Origin of the sequence: Paenibacillus daejeonensis DSM 15491 (assembly GCF_000378385.1) — a bacterium.
GTDB classification, from domain to species: Bacteria; Bacillota; Bacilli; order Paenibacillales; family Paenibacillaceae; genus Paenibacillus_D; species Paenibacillus_D daejeonensis.
Window position 1 is genome coordinate 84,384 of record NZ_KB899677.1, and the last position, 22,557, is coordinate 106,940.

The 22,557-nt window shown below is 50.0% G+C and carries 21 protein-coding genes and 1 riboswitch; of the genes, 10 read left to right on the forward strand and 11 right to left on the reverse strand.

Translation table 11 applies throughout. The annotated features are described in order from the left end of the window. Position 1 precedes the first annotated feature (1 nt). From F556_RS0129915 to F556_RS0129940, 6 genes are all read right to left on the reverse strand, one after another. Entirely contained in the window at positions 2–1,675 is a 1,674-nt protein-coding gene (locus tag F556_RS0129915) for a pyridoxal phosphate-dependent decarboxylase family protein (protein WP_026297581.1), read from the reverse strand. 73 nt (positions 1,676–1,748) lie between these two features. Then, positions 1,749–1,833, reverse strand: a riboswitch (cyclic di-GMP riboswitch). A 227-nt stretch (positions 1,834–2,060) separates the two neighbouring features. Further along, positions 2,061–2,801 (reverse strand): response regulator transcription factor, encoded by a 741-nt coding sequence (locus F556_RS0129920; RefSeq protein WP_020620692.1) that lies wholly within the window; start codon positions 2,799–2,801, stop codon positions 2,061–2,063. Then, positions 2,776–4,533: a sensor histidine kinase gene (locus tag F556_RS0129925; RefSeq protein ID WP_040718902.1), complete on the reverse strand. Its 1,758-nt coding sequence runs from the start codon at positions 4,531–4,533 to the stop codon at positions 2,776–2,778. The genes F556_RS0129920 and F556_RS0129925 overlap by 26 nt, the downstream gene beginning before the upstream one ends. A 148-nt stretch (positions 4,534–4,681) precedes the next feature. Beyond that, positions 4,682–6,229 (reverse strand): extracellular solute-binding protein, encoded by a 1,548-nt coding sequence (locus F556_RS0129930; RefSeq protein WP_020620694.1) that lies wholly within the window; start codon positions 6,227–6,229, stop codon positions 4,682–4,684. Positions 6,230–6,294: 65 nt separating this feature from the next. Then, on the reverse strand, positions 6,295–7,170 hold the full coding sequence (locus F556_RS0129935) for a carbohydrate ABC transporter permease (protein ID WP_020620695.1): 876 nt from the start codon (positions 7,168–7,170) through the stop codon (positions 6,295–6,297). A gap of 24 nt (positions 7,171–7,194) precedes the next feature. Continuing rightward, the gene (locus tag F556_RS0129940) at positions 7,195–8,172 is read right to left on the reverse strand and encodes an ABC transporter permease (protein ID WP_020620696.1); all 978 of its coding nucleotides are present in this window, start codon (positions 8,170–8,172) and stop codon (positions 7,195–7,197) included. Positions 8,173–8,394: 222 nt separating this feature from the next. On the opposite strand from F556_RS0129940, the gene F556_RS0129945 reads away from it, so the two are divergent. The 8 genes from F556_RS0129945 (at position 8,395) to F556_RS0129980 (ending at position 15,700) form a co-directional block, all read left to right on the forward strand. Beyond that, positions 8,395–8,862 carry a hypothetical protein gene (locus tag F556_RS0129945; protein WP_020620697.1) on the forward strand — a complete coding sequence of 156 codons (468 nt, stop codon included), beginning with the start codon at positions 8,395–8,397 and terminating at the stop codon, positions 8,860–8,862. A gap of 32 nt (positions 8,863–8,894) precedes the next feature. Next, positions 8,895–9,329, forward strand: coding sequence for a hypothetical protein (locus F556_RS0129950; RefSeq protein ID WP_020620698.1), 435 nt, complete (start codon positions 8,895–8,897; stop codon positions 9,327–9,329). A gap of 467 nt (positions 9,330–9,796) precedes the next feature. Continuing rightward, complete coding sequence (locus tag F556_RS0129955; protein WP_020620699.1) at positions 9,797–10,273, forward strand: DUF2243 domain-containing protein; 477 nt, start codon at positions 9,797–9,799, stop codon at positions 10,271–10,273. Then, a complete protein-coding gene (locus F556_RS0129960; RefSeq protein WP_020620700.1) occupies positions 10,274–11,128 on the forward strand; it encodes a cytochrome c oxidase assembly protein in 855 nt (284 codons plus the stop codon). It abuts the gene before it with no gap. 108 nt (positions 11,129–11,236) lie between these two features. Then, positions 11,237–13,159: a copper amine oxidase N-terminal domain-containing protein gene (locus F556_RS0129965; RefSeq protein ID WP_026297584.1), complete on the forward strand. Its 1,923-nt coding sequence runs from the start codon at positions 11,237–11,239 to the stop codon at positions 13,157–13,159. A gap of 261 nt (positions 13,160–13,420) precedes the next feature. Then, positions 13,421–14,224 (forward strand): amino acid ABC transporter substrate-binding protein, encoded by an 804-nt coding sequence (locus tag F556_RS0129970; protein ID WP_020620702.1) that lies wholly within the window; start codon positions 13,421–13,423, stop codon positions 14,222–14,224. Positions 14,225–14,260: 36 nt separating this feature from the next. After that, positions 14,261–14,932: an amino acid ABC transporter permease gene (locus F556_RS0129975; protein ID WP_020620703.1), complete on the forward strand. Its 672-nt coding sequence runs from the start codon at positions 14,261–14,263 to the stop codon at positions 14,930–14,932. A gap of 15 nt (positions 14,933–14,947) precedes the next feature. Further along, positions 14,948–15,700 carry an amino acid ABC transporter ATP-binding protein gene (locus F556_RS0129980; RefSeq protein WP_020620704.1) on the forward strand — a complete coding sequence of 251 codons (753 nt, stop codon included), beginning with the start codon at positions 14,948–14,950 and terminating at the stop codon, positions 15,698–15,700. A 92-nt stretch (positions 15,701–15,792) separates the two neighbouring features. Here F556_RS0129980 and F556_RS0129985 read toward each other — a convergent pair whose 3' ends face one another. Together F556_RS0129985 and F556_RS0129990 are read right to left on the reverse strand one after the other, a co-directional pair. Beyond that, on the reverse strand, positions 15,793–16,140 hold the full coding sequence (locus tag F556_RS0129985) for a DUF4260 domain-containing protein (RefSeq protein WP_020620705.1): 348 nt from the start codon (positions 16,138–16,140) through the stop codon (positions 15,793–15,795). Then, positions 16,133–16,747: a TetR/AcrR family transcriptional regulator gene (locus F556_RS0129990; RefSeq protein ID WP_020620706.1), complete on the reverse strand. Its 615-nt coding sequence runs from the start codon at positions 16,745–16,747 to the stop codon at positions 16,133–16,135. Before F556_RS0129990 ends, F556_RS0129985 begins: the two co-directional genes overlap by 8 nt. Before the next feature lie 497 nt (positions 16,748–17,244). Between F556_RS0129990 and F556_RS0129995 the strand changes: the two genes are divergently transcribed. Both F556_RS0129995 and F556_RS0130000 read left to right on the forward strand, forming a co-directional pair. Beyond that, positions 17,245–18,216, forward strand: coding sequence for a helix-turn-helix transcriptional regulator (locus F556_RS0129995; RefSeq protein WP_020620707.1), 972 nt, complete (start codon positions 17,245–17,247; stop codon positions 18,214–18,216). A gap of 67 nt (positions 18,217–18,283) precedes the next feature. After that, positions 18,284–18,913: a GyrI-like domain-containing protein gene (locus F556_RS0130000; protein ID WP_020620708.1), complete on the forward strand. Its 630-nt coding sequence runs from the start codon at positions 18,284–18,286 to the stop codon at positions 18,911–18,913. A gap of 53 nt (positions 18,914–18,966) precedes the next feature. Here F556_RS0130000 and F556_RS0130005 read toward each other — a convergent pair whose 3' ends face one another. Genes F556_RS0130005 through F556_RS0130015 form a run of 3 tightly spaced genes read right to left on the reverse strand, consistent with a single transcriptional unit; the run spans position 18,967 to position 21,956 of the window. Next, positions 18,967–19,332, reverse strand: a complete 366-nt coding sequence (locus F556_RS0130005; RefSeq protein WP_020620709.1) for a YxeA family protein — start codon at positions 19,330–19,332, stop codon at positions 18,967–18,969. A 16-nt stretch (positions 19,333–19,348) separates the two neighbouring features. Then, positions 19,349–21,199, reverse strand: a complete 1,851-nt coding sequence (locus F556_RS0130010; protein WP_020620710.1) for an FtsX-like permease family protein — start codon at positions 21,197–21,199, stop codon at positions 19,349–19,351. Then, positions 21,186–21,956: an ABC transporter ATP-binding protein gene (locus F556_RS0130015; RefSeq protein ID WP_020620711.1), complete on the reverse strand. Its 771-nt coding sequence runs from the start codon at positions 21,954–21,956 to the stop codon at positions 21,186–21,188. The genes F556_RS0130010 and F556_RS0130015 overlap by 14 nt, the downstream gene beginning before the upstream one ends. Between the last annotated feature and the right edge of the window lie 601 nt (positions 21,957–22,557).

Genomic DNA, 22,557 nt, shown 5'->3' on the forward strand with positions numbered 1-22,557 from the left:
CTCATTCCCTCCCACTCGTTATCGAAGCGGTCTCTTGCGCTTCGTATACTTTCTCGATTACGTTCTTCAGATGCTTGATAATCTCCGCAACATCTCCCGTCTCTGTATAGGGAGAGATGACGAAGATTTTGGCCGCATAGAGCGCCACAGAATCACCCTCAGCGGTAGGCACGATCAAATGCTTCTTGGTGTCGCCAAAGAACATGTGCTCCCTCGTCTCTCCCAGCGCCTCGAACAGCCGTTCATTGAGCTGGTTCGTCGCCTGGATTTCTGCCAGCGTGCATCGTCCGGCTACCTCGGTTTCGAAGCCTTGTGCGCACTGAGGATAGATCCGGAAGAGCGTGACAATGCCCGGATTGTCCCCATTTACAATCTCCACGTAGGGAAGCTGCACACGCAGCTCACGCCTAAACGCCAGATTCACTTCTACCAGCTGAGCAAGCAATCGTTGATACCCTTCCTCGCCAAATGCAAGCAGCGCGCTGTAAATGCTGATCGAGCTAGCCATCCGGGAGCATTCCAACGTGTAGCCGGTATGATACTGTCCATACCCGCGATGCCCCACATAAGGGGTCTCGTCCGGCTCAAGATCAAGCAATTGGAGGTCAGCAGCATCCCGCACCAGGAACAGACTGGTCAGATAAGGGGTCTGACCGAGCTTCTGGAAGTCAAAGCAAAGGGAGTCTGCGTACGGCAGGTGCTTCATGCGGTTTGCGATTGCCCGGAGCGCGGCACTTACCTCTGGTGTGAAGCCCAGTGGATTTACTTCGAAATGATAGCTGTTGAAAAAGGCGAAGAAGCCGCCCAGTGCTGAATCCGCATGAATATGCGGCCGTTTAAGACCGTGCTTGACGGCCACATCTGCCGCTACCGAATAGATCAGCTCAGCATCATCAATGCCCATCGCATCGGTCGTGCCCGTTGTCGCAACGATATAGACGGGGATGCCGCCAGCTGCAATAACCTGCTCCAGCTTGTACCGCAGATCATCGGTATCCATTGCACTGTCTGCCGTTGTGCGCACCTTGATCAGATGATCGCTTCCGATCCCCGTCGCTTCCATGGACTTGAAGAGACTGTAATGGGCGGACTCTGAGCAGAAGGCATAAAAATTGCCGGGTACGCCCGTGCGCGGGGCATCCGGAGCAAACTTGGCGATCGCCAGGCGCAATCCTGTGAATACGGCGCCTTGTCCTCCCCATGTCGTATACCCTCCGCTCCGCAGGGCGTCGTAGCCTACCAGCTTGGACATCATACTGATCACCCGTACCTCCGCTTCTGCTCCGGCAGGACCATAGACATCCCAGAGGTTGTTGCCGTTGACCAACATGGCCGTAATCATGCCAAGAATGCCAGGTGTACTCGCCATCGGCAGAATATTTGTCAGAAAATACCGCGTGTGGTAGGGATGATTGTGCAGCAGCTTCAACAACTCGTCCCCCACCTCTGCAAGAGGAGCTCCACTCTGCGGAATAGCACTTTCCAGAATTAAGTTTTGGTAGAAATGATCGGTTCGTAACTTCTCCCCTTTCAGGTTGACACCGTTCGGATTTTTAAGCGCGTCCACCCCGCTAACGATTTGCTCGATCAGCTGCATTAGCTGCTGCCGCTCCTGCGGGTTACCGTCCTCACTAGGAAATAATGCAGTCATTCCAGATAGTTCACTCTCTCTCATATTGCTCTCCCTTCCCCAAAGCAAATTAAAAAAGCGAATGCAGGACAAAAAGCCTACAATTCGCCAATTACACATGTGCAACTGGCTGACTTATCCACGAGGAGTTAGTCCCTTTAGTTTTGCGTCCCTATCTTTCAATAGGTTTGCCTGCCTATTCAATTCAACAGCCCTGGACTTTTCTATGTATAAAGACATGATGATTCTGACAATCCCGATAGTCATTATAGTATATAAGAACTAGTTTAGCAACATAATTTACCAAATGTTTAATCCACTCTTAATGTTAGCGTTTTTACGCTTCTATGACACATGGTTCCAAATCAGGAAAACACAAATAGAGGGTATCCGTTCATCCTGTGGATGAAACGGATACCCTCTTGTTTTTTCATCGTAGCGCCCGATAACTGCCCGGCGTAACCCCGGTCACCTTTTTGAAGACCTTCATAAAATGCTGTGAATTCTCATATCCGACTTGATTGCCTACCACTTGCACGGACAAAGCCGGATGCTGCGTCAGCATGTCCTTGGCCTTATTGATCCGGAACTCCTGGAGATATTGGATAAAGCTGGTGCCGATTTCCCGCTTGAACAGCTGGCTGATGTAATTGGGATTAAGTTCGGTCAGCTCGGCCATCATTTCCAGCGATAAATCCTGTTGGTACTCTCGCTCAATGCAGTCCAGCATTTTGGAAACGTGAGAGCTATAGTTCACCCTGGGGTCGCCGGTTTCCCCTTCTACTGGGCCACCGTTATCCATAATATCCTTGGCTACCTTTTTCAGCAGCTCCCACAGCTCCTGCTTGTTGATGGGCTTGAGCAGGTATTCAATCACCTGGATTCGTATCGCCTGCTTGGCATATGCAAAATCATCATGACCGGTCAGAATAATAAATCGGTTGCACAGCTTCCGGCTTTTGACCTCTTCAATAAATGCCAGTCCATTCATCTCCGGCATATTAATATCCGTAATAATCAGATCGGGACGGAAGCGCTCCAGGACCTCCAGCGCCTCTGTCGCATGCATCGCACTTTCAATTTGAGTAAATGGTGTCCTGCCTTCCTTCACGAACTTGACAATGCCCTGCAGGATGACCATTTCATCATCGACGATCAACAATTTCAGCATCGGATTGCACCCTCTGTTTGTTCAGATATAATGTGATAACGGTCCCTTCACCTTCCGCACTTTCAATGTGCAGCCGGGTATCGCCTCCATAGTACGCTTTGACTCGTTCACTGACATTGTACAGGCCATGCCCGCCCTCTGACGTCTCCAACTGGTCCCGGTCTGCCCTGCCTGCAAGTACAAGCCGGATCATCTCCAGCCGTTCCTCCTGCATTCCCGCACCGTTATCCGCAATCGTTATTGTCACCTGCTCAGCATCCTGTTCAACAGTCAGTGTAATGCTGCCGCCCCGGGACGCAGGCGCAATGCCATGGATCACACTGTTCTCTACCAGCGGTTGCAGAATAAATCGCGGACACGCCAAACCCGTTGCCTGTTCGTCAACATTGAAATCAAACGCCAGCCTTGGACCGAGCCGGGTCTTGTGAATGTTCAAATAGTGGGCGACATTTCTGATTTCCTCCTTCAGCCGGGTATCCTCTCGTTCATGGGACAAGCTGTACCGCATTAATTGGCCAAAAGAAAATGTAATCTCAGCGACCTCCTGATCTTCATTTTTCTCCGCCAGCATTCGGATAGTCTCTAGTGTATTGTATAGAAAGTGTGGTTTGATCTGCGCCTGCAGTACCTTGTAGGCCGCTTCTTTGCGAAGCAGCTCCGATCGCTGCGCCGTGTTCACGAGCTCATCCATCCGCTGTAGCATCCGATTATAGGAGAAGGTCAGATACCCGATCTCATCCTGATCTTGCCCGTGCTCCAGAATACGAAAGTTATCCGCTCCCACCTTGCGCATATGCCTGGCAAGTGTCAGAATCCTTCTCGTGACTGACGAAGCCAGCCAGTAATAGATAGCCGACAGCAATAACAACAGACCAGCAATGGACACAGCCAGGACAATCCTCTGGGATTGCATATTATGGAACACTTCACTGGCCTGACTGACTACCGTCACACGCAAATCCAACTTGTCTACGGTCAAGCTATTCACGATCATGCCGTTATTGCCCTCATGAAAGTAACCATCGGCCGAATTGATGATGCGTTCCCGGATATTGTCCGGCATCTCCTGTAATTCCGCCAAGTGATCAAAGGGTTGCAGCGCTGGCAGCAGATAGACCGCAGAGCGTCCCTCATTGCTGACCGTGGATTCAAACTTCTGCAGCATATGATCATTCAGCTCAACCGCCAGCACGCCTACATGCTTGGTAAACTGATCGGCATACATGTTCTGATAGTAGGCCAATGAGGCATACTCCTGTTCATGGGGAACTGTAAACCAGCCGCCTTCCCCCGGCTTGAGCCTAGCAATTTGCACTTGCAAGTCCTGATCCAAGTTTTCCATGGGCACAATTTTTTGCGGAACCGTGAAAACCGCGCTGTCTCTTTTGTAGATGATGATATCTCCAATATTTGAATTGCCTGAATGAACATACGACATAATGGGCCGGATATTCCGCAGGTAATTATAAGCATATTCTACTTCACTTCTATAATCGTTGTTCAAGTATCCGACCAGGTTGGTGTTGTATTGAAACAAGCCATAATTGGATTCGATCTGCAGCAAATCCATCTGCAAGCTGGCATGAGCCTGAGTCAGTAATTGCTGCTTGCCGCGAGCATATTCCTCCATCAGACTGCTGTTCAATTGATTGTAATAGTAGAGACCGAAGGTTATTACGGGAACAAAGATGATAATGAAATAACCAAACGTCATTTTTTTTACAATTCCCATTTTGTTAAATCGAGCCTTTTGCGCCAAGTTCGCTGCCCATGTTTTCATCTGTGTTCACTTCTTTTTGGATTAAGTGTACTGAAGCTTTTGTATAGTAGCAAGAGAGGCCCTAATATAAGGCCCCTCTGCATGGGTGATTTTCGTTCAATTACTCGATTTCTTGCAGGTTTTTCTGGTATTGCTCATCAGCATACGCTTCCAGACGATCGATGCCGATCCCGTCGGCCAGCTTCATCATATTGTGATAAGCCTGCTCTGCTGCTTCTTCACTTGTGGCCAGATAGATTTTGACCTCTTCATTTTTCCGCATCTCTTCGATCCGGTCGAAGATGACCCGCTCATCTGTACCACTACGCAGACGAACCATACCAATAGCCGGGCTGAACTCCGTGACGGCCTTGATTTCTTCCAGCGCTTGTGTTGACTGCAGCCCTGGCACGTAAGCACGTAACCCCTCTACAATCGCATCGGAGTACAGATACCACCATTTCAAACCCTCATTATTGACATATTCTTCGTCATTCACATCGTAAGTGAACACTGGATAGCCGTCTTCATGCCATTCCCACTGTTCGCCTTCGATGCCAAACATGACGAGCTCCTTGCCTTCATCGCTGGCCAGGTACTCCAGGAACTGGATCGACTTCTCTGGATTGGAGTTATTCCGTGTAATATACACCCCGGAGAAGCCGGTGGACGAACTGATGTTAATCGCCTTATCAGTCAAGGTCGATGGGATCATACGGAAGCGGAACTCTTCTCCTTGTGCTGCAAGGGCAGCATTGTTGCGCTCAGCAACACTTACCGTGTGCATGTGAGCAAAGGCTCTGCCGCTTTGCGCATACTCATCGTCTATCTGATCATTGCCATAGGTGAAATTCTCAGCCAGGATATGGCCCTTGCGATACATGTTATTCATGAATTTGTAGTATTCCAACATAGCTGGGTGCTTCAGCTTATGATGCAGCGTTCCCCCGTCTTCATACCAATTGCTGTGAGGCGGCATGCCGAATTGCATTTGGAAGTAATGATAAATCCAGTTAATATCAATCGTAAGTGGGACCATATCCGGATATTCCGCTTTTACCTGATCCAGAATATTCTCGAAATCCTCCAGCGACTCAATGGCCGGATTGCCGAGCGCCTCCATAATATCTTCCCTTACCGCAATACCCGGATTGCCATCGTTGCCGAGGGCGAACGGATTACTCTCCCATTCCTCCGGGGTGGCGTAGGAATTCATGACGGAATAGACATTGCCGTCTTGTGCTGTGTTCACAGCCAGTCGCGTCGGATCAATGACAAAATCCGGTGCATATTGCTCAATTAGTTCATTCCATGGATAGGCGAGATCCTCGTTCTCCAGGCGGGTCTCCCGATTCGCGAAAATCAGGTCAGGAAGATCGCCAGAGGCAATCATCAAGGGCAATTGCTGGTCGTCAGACGCCACTGTAACGTTCAACTTGACGCCTGTACGCTTGGTCAGTTCGTCGGCAATCGTTCCCCGCCACGACTGAACCGGATACCAGGAATGATGAATGAATAAATCCAATTCCACAATTTCATCGCTGCCCGCACCTTCTCCGCCTTCGGCGGGTGTCTGAGGTGCATTGGGTTCATTATTCCCAGCGCAGGCTGTCAACAGCGAGGCAGCAAGCGTGAAGCTCAACAAGGATGAAGCGATTTTCTTTTTCATGTCGAACCCTCCATTTTCGTATAGCTAGTCTATATTAAAGCTGACGCTCCAATATCGCATGTTCGTTACTCTTTCACGGAACCCAGCATGATGCCGGATACAAAATGCTTTTGCAAAAACGGGTATACAAGCATAATCGGCACCACAGACACGACCATGGCCGTTACCTGCAAAGAATAGCTGGTGACCCCAGAGCCGGCAGCTGCTGCAAGTGATTCCTGCGGCACTTGGCTGCGGTTAATAATCTCAATCATCCGATACGTAAGGGTTCTCAAATAATCATCCCGAACGAAGTAAGCGGAGTCGAGCCATGAATTCCATTGTCCCACCCCAAGAAACAGCGACATGGTAGCCAGCAGTGGCTTGGACACGGGCAGGATGATACGGAAGAATATCGTCAATTCGTTCGCCCCGTCCATATGGGCGCTCTCCTTCAATTCCTTTGGAATCTCTCGGAAGAACGAAATGGCAATCAGCAGGAAAAAAGTGCTCAGCAACGACGGAATAATATAAACGCCGAAGGAATTCAACAGTCCAAGCGAACGCAGAACCACATAATACGGGATCAGTCCCCCGGAGAAGTACATGGCGAAAATAACAAGGACAAAATACACATTGCGAAACGCAAGATCTCTCTGCGATAATCCGTAAGCCACCATACTTGTAAAGAGCACCCCGGTAGCTACGCCAACAGCTGTCCTGGCTATACTCATGAATAAGGCGTTCGTCCATTCCGGGCTGCTGAAGAACATGGCGTAGTTATCCAGCGTGAAGCTGTCCGGCCAGAAATATGAGCCGCCCAGCAGCGCATTCGAGCCGGAGTTAAATGAAGTAATGACCAGATAGTAGAACGGAAATACGGTCGCAATAAAAACGATCACCAACAAGATATAAATGGTACTGTCGAGCACGATGTCTTCGGTTGTTTTTCGTTTGAACATGGTGTCCCCCTCTCCGCCGAAGCCTTAGAACAATCCGTTTCCGGAAACCCGCTTGGCAATATAATTACTTGAGAAGATCAAGATGACTGAAATGACCGATTGAAATAAATCGATTGCAGCCGCATAAGAGAATCTTCCTTGAGCCAGACCCGCCTTGAACGCATAGGTTTGTACAATTTCTGAGGTACTGTTATTACTTGCATTGCCGAACAAATAGGCCTGGTCAAAGTTGGAGCCAATCAGCCCTCCGCCAAGAATACTACCAATCGTCAGGATAAGTACAACGACAACAGTTCCCTTGATTCCTGGGAGAGTGATATGCCAGATGCGAGATAATCGGCCTGCTCCGTCAATCTGTGCGGCTTCGTACAGGGCCGGATTAATTCCGGCAATCGAGGCGAGGAAGATGATAGCCCACCATCCGGCTTCTTTCCAAATCGCTGTTCCGATCGCCGTTCCCCAGAAATAAGATCCGCTTGTCAGGAAAGGAATCGGCTGTTCAATCCATCCCCAGGACATGAAAAGATTGTTGATCATGCCGATATCACCAGAGAGAAAAGTGAATGCAACGCCCAGCACAACGACCCATGATATAAAGTGAGGCAGGTAGCTGGCCGTTTGAACCACCCGCTTAAATGCCAGATTCTTGACTTCATTCAGCATGATCGCAAAGAGTATAGGTACCGGAAACGTAAAGATGACCTTCAAAAAGCTAAGCATCAGCGTATTACGAATGATTTCGTAGAATTGGTAGTCATTATAAAATTCAGCGAAATACCGAAAACCTACCCACTCACTTGTAAAGATTCCTTTGACCCCACTTGTGATGGAGTAATCTTTGAAGGCCATCAAGATCCCGAACATGGGGGTGTACGAAAATACGAGCAAGAATACCAGCCCTATCCATACAAAATAATGCATACCCTGTTGTTTTTTGAAGCGTTTCCATAACGGGGACCCGGAAGCCGCTTTTATTTCAGGTTGCTTGGCAGCCATCTTCATATGCACCGTCTCCTTTCTATCATTTATTATAAGAGGCGAGATACTCGTGCCGACAGTCATCATTATTTAGAACAGGTTGTGATTTTCTTAGAACTTTTGTAAGCGCATTCAATTGATGGTCGTTTTTTTTGACCAAACGGCCCTTGCCCTACTCTCCAAAATCTTCTAGACTGGTTTACGTATGCAATACCAATTCATTCTAGTCAACAGGAGGTGTACACCATGTCTTTTGATCCCGTCTGGTTCATGGTGGCAGCCAGCGTTATCGCTACCATCGGAATTGCGGTCCTATTCAGTCAGTCCATGCTTGCGATTCAAACCGAAATGGATCGCGACCCTCAGGCAGCCAGCCATGGCTTTGTGGATAAGCAGCGGACCTCCTTCCTGCTCAAAGCTGCTATTGTTGAAAGTCTGCCGATGATTCTTATCGTCATCGGATTCATGCAAGGGGCGGATTCCGACACCACGCGTGACACCATGGCTATTATCCTGCCGCTCGTGATCATTATCGGGGTATTCGCGGCATCTATCTTCGGCATCTGGAGCGCCCTTCGTCAAGCCTTGTCTCACCATGATATTGTCGGGCAACCCGTAGCTCAGGCCATCCAGGCTTATGGATTTCTGGCGATCGCCTTTGCAGGCGCGATCCCTATCATCTCGGTCATGTTTACGCTCTTCATCCTTGGCTAATCCATGCTGCCGAGCCAGAAAGGACGTTACCTATGCTCGTTGCCACGCATATGGCGGCCGCGGCCGCCCTCTACAAGCTGAGCTCCATTGACAAGTTGTCCCGTCCCGCGCGGCTTGCGGCGATTCCGGCTGTTCTGATTCTATCTTTTGCCTCCCACTTCGCCCTGGACGCTATTCCCCATCGCGAGCTACAGATGCCTGGCAATGTCGCGATCGGCTTGCTCGTGATCGCTTGGCTATGTCTCATCGCCTGGCGGGATAAGGATGTGCTCGTGCTAGCGACTGCCTTTCTGGGCGCGCTGCCCGATCTGATGTGGGTGCTGAAGATCAGCCCGGCATATGACGCAATCCATTCTTCCCTGCATTTCAGCGGCGTGCGGGTGCCGTCGTATATCCTGCTGGTCGAGCTGGCAGGCATGGTGGCCCTGATGATCATCGTCTCGCTGCGACGAAGTCGGTCTCAGTAGAAGTTCTCAGGCTGCCTTCAAAAAGGCGCCTACGGTCACGGATCGATCTTCCGATCGCTGTTGTCCCCGGATTTCTTGATTTTCTAACCGCTTTAGCGGTTGAAATCCGGGGACAGCGTATGCTTTCGAAGCTAGCTTTTCTGCGAAAAGCTTTCAGGCGAACGCTCCGCAGCGCATGCTCCCGAAGTCGCTTTCTTTCAGAAAGCGTTGACCAGATTCGATTCCGTGCCTCTTCGGCCTTTTGAGGGCGAGCTGAATTCTTTCAAAAAAAACCCCTCCGTCTTGCTCGGCTGGAGGGGGTTTTTCTATGTTTAAACCTATGTTGAAACGCTACACTTATCCACCCTTTCTCTTTAGGAGTCTGTGGGACGGCTGGTCTGTCCATACTGCCAAGTAGGATCAAATCTGCTCAGAATGGTTATCTCATGGCCGACATCGGGGTAATAGCATTCGAATGGAGGGAGAATATGGAACGTCACAATTCACTGCCTGGACGTACGAAGCGGAATGGGATATCTGGCGCTTTGTTTGGACTGGGGCTGGTGGCATTTATAGATGAGACGATCTTTCATCAGCTGCTGCATTGGCATCATTTCTATGACCGGTCGTCGACGGAGATTGGCTTGGTCTCGGATGGCTTCTTTCACGCCTTCAGTTGGTTTGCTACAATTGGGGGTCTGTTCATGTATGCTGATCTTCGGCGCAGGGGCGTTTTGAATAAGAAATTATGGTGGGGCGCCGTGCTGATTGGCGGCGGGGCCTTTCAATTGTACGACGGCCTCATTCAGCACAAGCTCATGCGTATCCATCAAATCCGTTACGTAGACCATGTCATTGTGTATGACTGGGTTTGGAATGTAAGCGCGGTTCTGATGATTGTGGCTGGACTGCTACTTAGGCACCGGGCAGTTGAAAACAAGACTGCTGCGTGGGAGGGATCGTAAATGGATGCGATTCATGATGGTGCTGATCAACATCATCATCCCGAACCAGCTTCTTCCCTGCCTGCAGATGGTACGGCTTCGGAGGTTCTCGCAATTGCTCTGCAGTCCGCACCGTTCCTCCTCCTGGCCGCCATCTATCCTGTTGCTGCGGCCTTGTCGGCCCGTCGCTATGGCCCATGGCCGCAACATCGCGTACTCTTCTGGCTACTTGGCGTTATGACTGCAGGGGCATCCTTGGTTGGCCCTCTTGCAACTGCGAGCCACCACTCTTTTGAAGCACATATGGCGGCTCATCTACTGCTCGGGATGCTTGCTCCGCTGTTCATTGTCTTGAGCTTCCCTGTCACCCTGCTGCTACGCACGCTTCGGACTCCGACAGCCCGGCGTCTGTCTGGTGTTCTTAGAGCCAAGCCCTTGCAATGGATAACCCATCCGGTTACGGCTGCCGTACTGAATGTCGGGGGATTAGCCTTTCTATATCTAACAAATCTCTATCATCTGATGCATGAGAACGTCCTGATTTATGGACTGGTGCATGTGCATATTTTCCTCGCAGCGTATGTCTTCACAGCCTCTATCCTGTACACCGATCCAGCTCCGCACCGCAAGAGCTATCCGTATCGGGCCGTTGTCCTGGTCCTGGCGCTGGCGGCTCACGGCATGTTGGCCAAATATCTCTACGCTCATCCCCCTGTAGGCGTCCCCTCCGCCCAGGCAGAGGCCGGGAGCATGCTCATGTACTATGGCGGAGATGTCGTTCATATCGCAATCATCCTCTTGTTCTGCAGACAGTGGTACCGCAGTGCAGGACACGCCTTGGCTGCAAAAAAAGCGAGGTTAGAACCTGAGGTGTAACTTTTTCTTTTTAATAGAAACTTTTTCCTTTCCCTGACAGTCTAATGTTACAACTAGACTATGGAGCCCATCCTGCAAATCGTAGGTGAGCTCCGGAAGGTGGAAGGTATGAAGAAAAAGGCATGGCATTTATTATTCGCAGGCGTGATGTGCCTAACAATGGTTACTGGTATGCTGGGTGGACAGCTAATCTCCGCAAATTCAGAGGTTGTCCTCATGGTGGATGATGAATTTATCCCCGTCGATTCAGCTCCCCAAGTCCATCAAGGACGCGTCATGATTCCTCTGCGCTGGGTCTCGGAGGCACTTGGCAGTCGTGTAGGCTGGGATCAGCAGAGAAAAATGGTGACGGTGGATACCGATACGTTTCATCTCGATCGGCCCAGCACTGGCATCCAAATCTGGGTCAAAGGTACCCGTCTGCCTCAGGATACCCCCGTCCTCGTGCAGCAAGGCCGCGTGCTGGTGCCGGCACGCCTCATCGCCGAAGGCCTGGGCGCTACGGTAGAGTGGGATGCCAAGCAGCGGGTTGTCTATATCCGCAACTCGGCTTATAAGGGTCCTAATGAGTGGGAACAGGTGAAGCTTGGGCCGCTTAACGGAATCGGGTTTATCTTGCCGTCCAATTGGGGGTTTAGTCGTACGATAGGCGCGCCTCCCACGGATCCACAGTTGAAGCAGCAAGACCGAAGCTTGGATGAGATGCTGTCTGTTCTCAAAGAAGGAAAACGTGTCCGGCCCCAGGAATTAAAAAGTCCAGTTCGTCACGTGCATCTGGATCTTACGGACTATCGCGATTATGAAGGTAAAAGCCACTATGGCGGCAGACTGGAGTTATTTATCTTAGGGAGCTATGCCAAGCTGGTCTGGCAAAATACGCTGGCGCGTCCGGTGTTCTTGCATTTTGCCAATGATCAATTAAATCGAGCTTTGGACAAAGCACAACAGCTGGTACCGGAACGATTCCCCACACAACCGCTCAAAAAAACATCCTTGCCTGGCGCATACATTAAACCGGGTCACATCTCATTACAGCCATTGAGCGAAAGCAAGCTGCCCTTTCAACAAATGAGGCCCATTTCCAAACATCCGGTGACCGGAGAGTGGGAGATGCTGAACTATTCTTATGAAGAGAAAATGGGACATTTGTGGTCTTCCGCGGATGGTATAAGCTGGCGTCAAAACAACTCGATTTCCTTTGGGGAGCTTGCTCCCTTCGCACTTGGTCAAACTTCAGGCAACGCTCCGGCCTACCTGATGACTAATGGGAAAGACGGCGGGATCTACCGTGCCGAGCCGGGCGCACCCGGTGCTCCATTAAACTGGCAGCAAGTATGGGAATATCCTTGGCCCGAAGCGAACGATTATTATTCGCCAGTCCAATATATTGCTGACCCTACCAATCCCAACCGTATCTACACCGCGTTTCAGCATGATACGAGATTTGCCTATGTCAATGGACTGTTCATGAGTGAAGATCGCGGCTCCAACTGGTTCTGGACTGGGATTAACGGGTCAGACAACATCCAATTTACGTTCCCGGAACCAGCTATCCCTGATCCCAAGTCACCAGGCACGGTTTACCAGCAATCTTGGTTGTCGTGGACCTCAGGTGAGCATTTCTACAATGGACAAACAGCCATATCCGTCTCCAAAGATGCTGGACGAACGTGGAAACAACTAGAGGGAATTCATGCTCTTGCTGGTCTGTCAGAAGATGAGAAAGGTGTTGCTCTAACTGCAGTAAGGCATGGCTTGTATCATAGCTGGCTGCTAACGAGCCGTGACCAGGGCGTAAGCTGGCAGGAGCGGAAGCTGCCATTTAAAATAAGCAGTATAGAGGTCCACCCCAACAATCCAAATGTCTTGCTGGCCACGTCCTTTCTCAAGGAATCTGCCACCTACTATTCCACCGACGGCGGAGCGTCTTGGAAACGTACAGAACCATCGTATGGCTATTGGGTACCCGAATTGAACATTTTGTATGCTGGAGGAGAATCAGGCATCAAGCCATTCCGGCTGGCGCCATAATTTCGAGGAGAGCCCAGACGCTACCGATGTGATCCGGGCTTTTTATCGAGTTCTTTTTACTGAATTGCTTTTAACTTATCTTGTTCTATACTCTTCCTGTTTTCCCATCCAGGACTAAATCCCGCTATTCCGTGGCATTCTATAGGTATTCTCACCCTCTTGACAAAAAGATGAATGGGCATATAATTGACTAACCGGGTCGGAATTTGTAAAATACGCTTATGTTTTTTTAAGTAACAGAAAAGAAGGGGATATTACACCATGAAGAAAACGTACTTAACGTTGATTACACTCCTGATGGTCAGTCTGCTCGCAGCAGCTTGCGGCAACTCCGGAGGAAACGGCACGTCAGGAAGTGGAGACAATAAAGTCTTGCGGGTAGGTGCCACGGGGCAGTCGTATCCGAACAGTTATAAGGACGGGGACAAGCTGGTTGGGTTTGACGTCGAAGTCATCGAAGCAGTTGCCGACCGTCTAGGCTACACCACTCAATGGGTGAACACCGATTTCAGTGGCTTGATGGGCCAGCTGGAGACCGGTAAAATCGACACGATTGCAAATGCAGTCGCAGTAACCGAAGAACGTCAGGAAAAGTTCGATTTCTCTGATCCGTATTCCTATGTCGGTGTCAGCATCGTAACCCATACCGACAATACAGATATCAATACACTTGATGATCTCAAGGGCAAAACGGTGTCCGGCGTACTGGGTTCGCAGAATGTGAAGAATCTGCAGAACTTCGACGCTAACAACGAAATCAATGTCCGTACGTACGAGAACCGTGACGGCGCACAAAACGATGCCCTGAACAAACGGGTAGATGGCTATGTTAACTCCAGAAACTCGTTGCTGGCCGAAATTGAGAAGAACGATCTGCCACTTAAATTTGTAGGCGACCCGTTCCACTACGAAAGTGTAGCTTTCCCGTTTGTCAAAAATGAGAAAAATGCAGAGCTCGTTGGACAAATTAATGAAGCTCTTGCAGCTCTTCAGGAGGAAGGCGTACTCACCGAGCTTTCCGAGAAATATTTTGCAGGCGAGGATGTTACCCAGAAGGTAGAATAGCACCACCAAATTGCGGAATGAAAGCAGGCATCGACAATGAATTTTCACCCCGAGTATATTCTTGAGCTGCTGCCGACAATCGCAAAATACATTCCCATCACCTTGTTTATGGCTGTTGTTGCCATGATTATTGCCGTGGTGCTGGGCATGGTGCTTGGACTGATGCGCAATAGCGATAATCCGCTGTTGCGCTCTTCCGCTAGCGTATATATTTCCTTTTTTCGTGCGATTCCGATGCTCGTCCAGCTCTTTTTGATCTATTACGGCTTGCCACAGCTTTTCCCGATTTTCACGAAGATGGATGCGGTGACCGCTGCCATTATTGCTTTTGGCTTCAAGCAAGCGGCTTTTCTGGCCGAGATTTTCCGTGCCGCCTTTTTGTCCGTCGACAGAGGGCAGATGGAGGCTTGTTTGACCGGCGGGATGACCCGTGTTCAGGCTTACCGTCGCATTATCCTGCCGCAGGCGGCTCGTAATGCGTTGCCAGCTACGGGCAATATCTTCATCAGTTTAATCAAAGAGACCTCCCTGGCCTTTACGCTTGGCGTCGTCGAAATTTTCGCAGAGGCCAAGATGCAAGCCGCGGAATCGTTCCGCTTTTTTGAAGCCTATCTGGCTGTTGCCTTAATCTATTGGGTACTCATCATCATCTACTCTTACTTGCAGGAGCGGCTCGAGAAATACTTGGACCGTCCATATCGGACCTAAAGGGGCGGGTAACCTATGATAAAAGTGACGAACCTCAAGAAACGCTTCAATGATTTAGAAGTGCTGAAGGGTATCGATTTCGAAATCAAAGACCGGGAAGTGCTGTCGATTATCGGACCGTCCGGCTCCGGTAAATCCACACTGATCCGCTGTCTGAACTTTTTGGAGACGCCCGAGGAAGGCATCATCGAGATCGGCTCCGCCAAGCTGGATGCGACAAAGCCAACGCGCAAAGAGATTCAGCAGCTGCGTGATCAAACGGCCATGGTCTTCCAAAATTACAACCTGTACCGGAATAAAACCGCGCTGCAGAATGTAACCGAATCGTTGATTGTCGTCAAAAAGATACCGAAGAAAGAAGCCGAGGAGCTCGGCATGGAGCTGCTGAAGCAGGTCGGACTGGTGGAGAAACGCGATAATTATCCGGCTACGCTATCCGGCGGACAACAACAGCGGGTCAGCATTGCCCGTGCCTTGGCCCAGCGCCCGCATGCCATCCTGTTCGACGAGCCGACCTCCTCGCTCGACCCCGAGCTCGTCTCCGAAGTGCTGCAGGTTATCAAGTCCATCGCGGAGCTAGATACGACCATGATCATCGTCACGCATGAGATGGAATTCGCTCGTGAGGTCTCCGATCATGTCATCTTCATGGCGGATGGTTACATTGTCGAGGAAGGCACCTCCTCCGAATTCTTCAACAATCCCCAAAAAGACCGCACCAAGCAATTCTTGCGGAATTATTATGGGGAGAAGCAAAACAGGGGCTAACAACATAAGGGTTAATGACCGGTTACACAAGAGAGGATGACTGCCAGATGATGGCGGCCATCCTCTCTTTATTTTGGCGACATGGCTCCCTGTTACAGCCGCTGAATATGTGTGTCTTTGAAGTCCGTTTCATATTTCAGTCCATACCCGAACATGCGGTCCATACCGATGTGCACGAGCCAGATCAAACCGATCATGATCAGAAAGCCGGTCGAAAAAGCCAGCCCCGCCGCCACCAACAGCAAAGGTGTGATGAACGTATGGGCCGCATTATAGAGGTAGGCACCGATCTTCTTGTTGAACGCATAACCGAGCATGAACACATCAGGCGCGAACAGCAGCAGCAAGAAGACAACCCAGCTGTAGCCTTGGGAGAAGTACAAGTACGTGCCCAACGCCAAGATGACAAAGCCTTCGATCTGAATCAATTGTCTATTCATCGTTAGATTCCCCTTTCTGTGCAGAAGCTCGAACGCCGTCCAGCAACCATTGCATCCCCTTGGAGATTTGTTCGTGGGAGATCGGCTGTTCGGAGATGATCATGGGTGCTTGAAGCGTGAGTCCGTCGAATACAGCTTGAATGACAGAGGCCAAGGTTTCCTTCTCCGCATCATTCAATGGCAGCTCCAATTGCTCAAGAACCATCAGCATCCCAGCTTTCATTTCCTTGTACAGCTTCACTAACTCCTGGGCCAGCGCTTCGTTGTTCAGGCTCTCTGTCCACAAACTGATTAGCAAGGTAAACCACTCCGGATTGTGCTTGCGAAATTCCACGACATGCAGCAAAGCCTGCTGCAACAACTCTGCCGGGGATGCGAGCGGGTCCAGCTTGGCGAATGCATCCTTCATGCCTCGATGAAGCATCCACTCCCTCACAACTTCAACTAACAGCGTTTCTTTCGTCGTAAAATGATAGCCGATAAGGCCTTGTGCAACTCCGGCCTGAGCTGCAATTTCCTTCATTGTCGCCTTGGCATAGCCCTTCTGCCCGAAGATGGTGAACGCGGCTTGCAGAATGGCATTTCTTCGTTCATCCTGATTGGTCATCTTATTGCCCCCTCTAAAAACTGTTTGGTCGAACAGTCACTTTTTTATGAGTATAAAACTGTTTGGTCGAACAGTCAACACTTTATTCTAACCACACACCATCATCTCCCCGACTCTAACGGCCACAAATGCGCTTATTTCGCTAAATTAGTGACGGTTGAGCGGCTAACGGACATATAGTCTGTTATTTCAGTCAAATTCGGGGCCATGCCCCCCAAAAAGCAAAAATAAGTGCGCTCATGTCCGTTAGAATGTTAAACAGCCTGTTTTGTGCCAAATAACTGCGGTGGTGGCCGTTAGAGTGTAAGGAGTCGATTTCGTCGCAAATTCAGGACTGTGAGTACCAAACTTCGATATAATGGAATTAAAATACTGCCGTGATGCGATTCAACGATTTCCTGCGGAGGCAAATGCCAAGCCCATCCTTCGAATGATGGTGGGTTGCATATAATCTGCGACGGTGATGGATGCGATTGTTAAAAATGCTGGAGGTACCCATGAAAAAACTGGACTATTTGTTATCCGTGTTATGGATTCTTAGAAGCAAGCCCGTTTCTACGGCTGCACAAATCGCAGAGCAATTGGAGATGAGCGTGCGAACGGTCTATCGTTATATTGATATCCTCTGTATTAGCGGAGTTCCTATTATCTCCGAGCCTGGTCACGGGGGCGGGTACAAGCTTCCGGAGTCCTTTACAGCCATGCCGCTCTTTTTTGATTCAACCGAGCTCAAGGCGATTTCGCAAAGTGTGATGTTTGCACGCCAAGCCAATTATCCTCATGCCGACTCCCTAGAGCGCGCAATGAGTAAAATTTCCCAGCGTTTATTGGACTCGCACCGAGAGGAACTGCAACGACAGAGCCTGGGACTTCATGTAGTTGAACCGTCTCGCCAGGATTCGCTGCAAGAGCAATTGCGCCAGCTGGAGCAAGCGATTCTGGAGCAAACCACCGTCTCTATACATTATGCCAAGTCCCTTACGCAGCCAATCCAAGAACGTTCCATCAATCCATACGGTCTATTGCTCAGCGGCACCAAATGGTACCTTATTGCCTTTTGCCATAGTCGTCAGCAAGAGCGCGTGTTCCGTGTCGACCGGATCACCCGATTAACTCTGAGCGAGAGTCAATTCGAGAAACCGGCGGATGTGGACATTCGCTTCATCTTCGAGCGACTCCATCACAAGTCCGAGCCAACAGGTAGCTTGGTAAATGTGAGACTGGCGGGAAACGAGGAACTATTGGATCAGATTGCGAATCATTGGTATCTGCGTGCATATGTATCTGAACGTAACGAAAGCGAGCTGGTATTCAACATGCCCCCGGAGACCATGAACACGTATATGCCCTCGCTTCTCCTCTCCTTCGGCAGACATGTTCGCGTGCTGGAGCCCCTCGCCTTGCGGGAGCAACTGTCTTCAATTGCTTATGATTTGGCCCATTATTATGGGACCTCCGAACTCCCCTGACACCCATACTGTCAGGGGAGTTTGTGTATGATGGATACATTCCATCATCAGAGAGGAGATCAGTATTATGAGCCTATTTCAAACCAAGCTCGACTTGTTCAAATCGGACAAACCGTACTATGGAGCGACAACTGCTCCGCAATTAGTTCAATTGACCCCTATCCCTTATCTATCGATTACGGGACAGGGTGCGCCAGATCGTGAACCTTTTGTACAGGCTGTTGAATCGTTGTACACCGTCGCTTATGCGATAAAGAATAGCTGCAAAAAGGAATCACAGGACTTCGTCGTCCCTAAACTGGAGGGGTTATGGTGGGCTAACGGTGAGCGTCACATGCTCGACATTCCGCGAGATCAGTGGCAGTGGAAGCTGCTTATCCGGATGCCAGATTACGTCGATGCCCGTAACACGGAGGATGCCTCGAAGCTTGCCGCTGCCAAGAAGAAAACACTTGAACCCATTCGTCGCGTAACCTTCGAGATTCTGAATGAGGGAACATGCGTCCAAATGCTGCACGTCGGTCCTTACAGCACAGAACCGGAGACGATTGAGCAAATGCACAGCTATATCGAAGCTCGTCGGCTCGTTCAAGCTGGCCTGCATCACGAGATCTATCTGTCCGATCCTCGCAAGGTCAAGCCGGATCAGATGAAGACGATCATTCGATATCCTGTTACGCCATTGAACGAATCCTAAGCGAATATCAGACACCAGCAAGCGCCGCCCGAACCGGGCGGCGCTTGTGCTGATTATTGATTGTCAGCCCGCTGCAGCTGTTCACGTGCTCTCTGAGGAATCGCTTCCCACTGGACTTCGTCGTAGGAGGTGACACCGCCATCGCTTTTCACATAAAGCATGAGATAGCCTCCCTCGCGTAGCTCTCTAATGGCGGAGAAGCTGGTCAGCGACTGTTCACCGTCCTCGTCATAAGCCGGCACTTCGTACCAGTATCGCTTATGAACCTCACCTGAATCGACTTGTGTCTCTTCCACACGGACAGGCTCTGTAATTTGAACATACAGATTTGACTTCCACATCCGGTTGATATCTATACAAGCGGACATGATGCTAACGATCAGCAAACACATAGCGATAACTGCCATTCTTTTTTTCATGTTAAACGCCTCCTTATTATTGTTGAGTACGGTGTAATACGGTTTGCCTGAAGCTTCTTGCCGTGGCAGCATAATAGATCAGATAAATCATCGTATAAACCAGCATCCATATCAGAATAGGAATCCATAAGTTCATTTGCAGCAGATTGGAGAAGGCCACGAGCGCGACGCCACCGTGCAGCAGACCCAGAGCCAGGGGAGCCGCAAACATCATCCCAACCTGATGGCGAATGCTGCGCTTCATCTCTTTCTTAGAGACCCCAAGCTTACGTAGCACCTGATATTTCGCTTTATCCTCCTCCGCCTCGGTCATTGTCTTGAAGAAGATGACGCTTCCCGTCGCCACCAGGAACACAAGTCCCAGGAAGCTGCCAACGAAGAGCAGGGAACCCGAAGCCTCGATGGTATCGCTATATTGCTCAGTGGCACTGGAGAAATTCTCAGTTGTAGCGGACAACTGCTGGGACAACGGCATCTGATTTTTGAAGTCCGTCATGAGGACCGCTTGGAACTCTCGTTCTTCTGCCTCTATGAGAGCATAGTCCTGATCCGTGACAACCAGCGTAACCCCGCCCACCGTTGAAACATTAACCACCGGCTCCTGGAAGAGAGCGTCTACCGGAAAGTTCTCGCCTGCCAATGGCACAGCGGTGATTTCTGGCGACCAACGCTCGTCATAGAAGGCATCAATCATTATGACATGGCCGTCCTGTGGCGTTGCGATGTTCTCCCAGCCCAGACGCCCAGCTAGTTGTTCAAAGGTCGATTGGTCGAGAAGCGCATACTCCCGCTCCCTTCCGTCCTGCTCTACACGTACAAACTTGCTGGCAATGGCTGTCTCGAATACAACCTGCGAAGAATCGATGTCCTGCGCCTCGCCTTCCCACATAAACGTAAATGGGGTCGAGGTTCGTACGTTTTGCTCTGCGTTGTAGTACATGCCAAACACTGCACCACCCGCAGTAATCGTCGTAGCGCTCAGGGTCGCGATGATCGTCAAGGTGCGGGCATTGCCCCGGATTCGGTACAGCAACTGAGACACGGACAGGAGATTGAGACCCCGCCAGGCTAGCTTCGGCCGGTTCTTCATGATGTGAAGCACGTAGACCAACACGCTCCGAAAAATAAAGTAGGATCCCAGAACCGCCAGAACGATGATTACGAGTGGCATGGACATGCCCAACTGTCGCCAGGCTGCCGAAGACGTCAGATCTTGAAGTGCCAGCCAATAGCTCCCAGCGAGTGCGATGACACCCATTAATGCCGAGAGGATTCGTGCTTGGGGAAGCTCATCGCCCTTCTTGTCCGCCTGGAACAGATCGATTAACCGGAAGCGATACACAACTCGATATGCTTGGAACGACGTCACGATGAAAATGAGCAAAAAGACAACCAAGGTATGCACGACCGCACGGGAAGAAAAAACCAAACCAATCGTCGTCTCGAGTCCCATCAGCATGAGCAACAGGGATAACATCAGTTGCGAAGCCAGAAAGCCTAATCCAATGCCCGCCAGTAATGCGAGGATGCCCATCACCATATTTTCGAAAAAGAGCATCCAGCCAATGGAACGTTTGCGCACTCCCATCAGAGCGTACAATGCAATTTCCTTCTTCCGTTTCTTGATAAAGAACGAATTGGAATACGCGATGAATATCGCCACAAATAGAACTAAGACAAAGGCGGATGCGTTCATGAGGCTGCTGACCCGCTGTGAGGACTCTGTTAAGGCGCTGATTTCCTCACTGTGCTGCAGGGTAACAAAACTAAAGTAAATCAAAATGGAAAAGATGGTCGAACCGATATACAGGCCATAGCTCTTTAGATTTCTTCTTATGTTTTTGAGTGCTAGACTAAATAATGTCATCGGCAGCACCGCCCATGCTGGACAAAGTGTCCAGAATCTGTTGAAAAAATTGCTTCCGCGTCAGGTTGCGCCGAAAGATCTCTTGCGATAGCCTGCCATCCTTGATGAATAGAATGCGCCGGCAAAAGCTGGCCGCAAAGGCATCATGCGTCACCATCATAATGGTGGAGGCCTGTGTCTCATTGAGTTTGCTGAGTCTCTCCAGCAGATCCGTCGCGGATGCCGAATCCAGCGCGCCCGTCGGTTCGTCGGCGAACACCAGCTTGGGGTCGGAGATGAGCGCGCGGCAGGCCGCTGTACGCTGCTTTTGACCGCCGGAGATCTGGTATGGATATTTATCCAGTAGGGTGTTAATGCCGAACGCGGCCGTGATGCTGTCCACGCGCTGCTTCATCTCCGCCACTGGCCGTTTCGCTACAGCCAGCGGCAGCAGAATATTCTCGCGGACAGTCAAGGAATCCAGCAGATTATAATCTTGGAAGATGAAGCCCAGATGATGTCGTCTGAAATCTGCCAGCTTATCTTCATTTAGGCTTGCGATCTCATCCTGCTCGATATGAATCTCACCCTTTGTTGGCGAGTCGATCGTAGCCAGTACATTCAGCAGCGTCGATTTGCCGGACCCGGAGGGTCCCATGATTCCCACAAACTCGCCGGGTGCCATATCAAAGGAGATGTTTTTTAACGCCTGAAAGGCATTCGCGCCTTTGCCATAGGTTTTTTCTACATTCTTCACTTGGAGCAGAGCGTCCGTCATGTCCCTCACCTCTTGGGTTCGTAGTAGCTGATGACATAACTATACCGCCCCTACCTTAACCCCAATTCACGCCAACCTTACAAAATCTTTAATTAGGGGGGATTTATTAAAAAGAGCCTCTAGGTAATGGATTGTTCTTCCGATCTCTTCGGTACTTTTTAATAACGATAAAGTGGTAGTATAGAGCGTAGATCATCATGCGCTGGTCAACGCTGATGGGTAGGTTTGTTTTCTAACGGCCACAGATGCACTTATTTGGTGCAAAACCGGGGCTTAGAAACTCTAACGGCCATGGAAGCACTTATTCTGGGATTTTCAGCGTTTTCACCAGAAACCTTGCAAACAATTTAACATGCAAGGACGAAAAGTGTTCAATCAAAGGCCTCATGTTCCATGCAGTTGGAGGCATCGTACTCTTTTGTAGTTACGCCCGCATGGAGTGGTCTTTGTTACTACCGCACAAGCAGTAACTTTAAATGGACACACCTCAAATAAGCTAGGAGAACAAGACTTTTTTTAGTTAGTTATGCAATTAAAAACCTCATCACTTGGTTCTAATAGAAGAGTAACCGACGCTTGGGATACCGTTTGGGATGAATTC

Bases quoted from the DNA above. Each gene is read 5' to 3' on its own strand.
- F556_RS0129915 (WP_026297581.1), bottom strand. From the start codon at position 1,675: ATGAGAGAGAGTGAACTATCTGGAATGACTGCATTATTTCCTAGTGAG.
- F556_RS0129920 (WP_020620692.1), bottom strand. From the start codon at position 2,801: ATGCTGAAATTGTTGATCGTCGATGATGAAATGGTCATCCTGCAGGGC.
- F556_RS0129925 (WP_040718902.1), bottom strand. From the start codon at position 4,533: ATGGGAATTGTAAAAAAAATGACGTTTGGTTATTTCATTATCATCTTT.
- F556_RS0129930 (WP_020620694.1), bottom strand. From the start codon at position 6,229: ATGAAAAAGAAAATCGCTTCATCCTTGTTGAGCTTCACGCTTGCTGCC.
- F556_RS0129935 (WP_020620695.1), bottom strand. From the start codon at position 7,170: ATGTTCAAACGAAAAACAACCGAAGACATCGTGCTCGACAGTACCATT.
- F556_RS0129940 (WP_020620696.1), bottom strand. From the start codon at position 8,172: ATGAAGATGGCTGCCAAGCAACCTGAAATAAAAGCGGCTTCCGGGTCC.
- F556_RS0129945 (WP_020620697.1), top strand. From the start codon at position 8,395: ATGTCTTTTGATCCCGTCTGGTTCATGGTGGCAGCCAGCGTTATCGCT.
- F556_RS0129950 (WP_020620698.1), top strand. From the start codon at position 8,895: ATGCTCGTTGCCACGCATATGGCGGCCGCGGCCGCCCTCTACAAGCTG.
- F556_RS0129955 (WP_020620699.1), top strand. From the start codon at position 9,797: ATGGAACGTCACAATTCACTGCCTGGACGTACGAAGCGGAATGGGATA.
- F556_RS0129960 (WP_020620700.1), top strand. From the start codon at position 10,274: ATGGATGCGATTCATGATGGTGCTGATCAACATCATCATCCCGAACCA.
- F556_RS0129965 (WP_026297584.1), top strand. From the start codon at position 11,237: ATGAAGAAAAAGGCATGGCATTTATTATTCGCAGGCGTGATGTGCCTA.
- F556_RS0129970 (WP_020620702.1), top strand. From the start codon at position 13,421: ATGAAGAAAACGTACTTAACGTTGATTACACTCCTGATGGTCAGTCTG.
- F556_RS0129975 (WP_020620703.1), top strand. From the start codon at position 14,261: ATGAATTTTCACCCCGAGTATATTCTTGAGCTGCTGCCGACAATCGCA.
- F556_RS0129980 (WP_020620704.1), top strand. From the start codon at position 14,948: ATGATAAAAGTGACGAACCTCAAGAAACGCTTCAATGATTTAGAAGTG.
- F556_RS0129985 (WP_020620705.1), bottom strand. From the start codon at position 16,140: ATGAATAGACAATTGATTCAGATCGAAGGCTTTGTCATCTTGGCGTTG.
- F556_RS0129990 (WP_020620706.1), bottom strand. From the start codon at position 16,747: ATGACCAATCAGGATGAACGAAGAAATGCCATTCTGCAAGCCGCGTTC.
- F556_RS0129995 (WP_020620707.1), top strand. From the start codon at position 17,245: ATGAAAAAACTGGACTATTTGTTATCCGTGTTATGGATTCTTAGAAGC.
- F556_RS0130000 (WP_020620708.1), top strand. From the start codon at position 18,284: ATGAGCCTATTTCAAACCAAGCTCGACTTGTTCAAATCGGACAAACCG.
- F556_RS0130005 (WP_020620709.1), bottom strand. From the start codon at position 19,332: ATGAAAAAAAGAATGGCAGTTATCGCTATGTGTTTGCTGATCGTTAGC.
- F556_RS0130010 (WP_020620710.1), bottom strand. From the start codon at position 21,199: ATGACATTATTTAGTCTAGCACTCAAAAACATAAGAAGAAATCTAAAG.
- F556_RS0130015 (WP_020620711.1), bottom strand. From the start codon at position 21,956: ATGACGGACGCTCTGCTCCAAGTGAAGAATGTAGAAAAAACCTATGGC.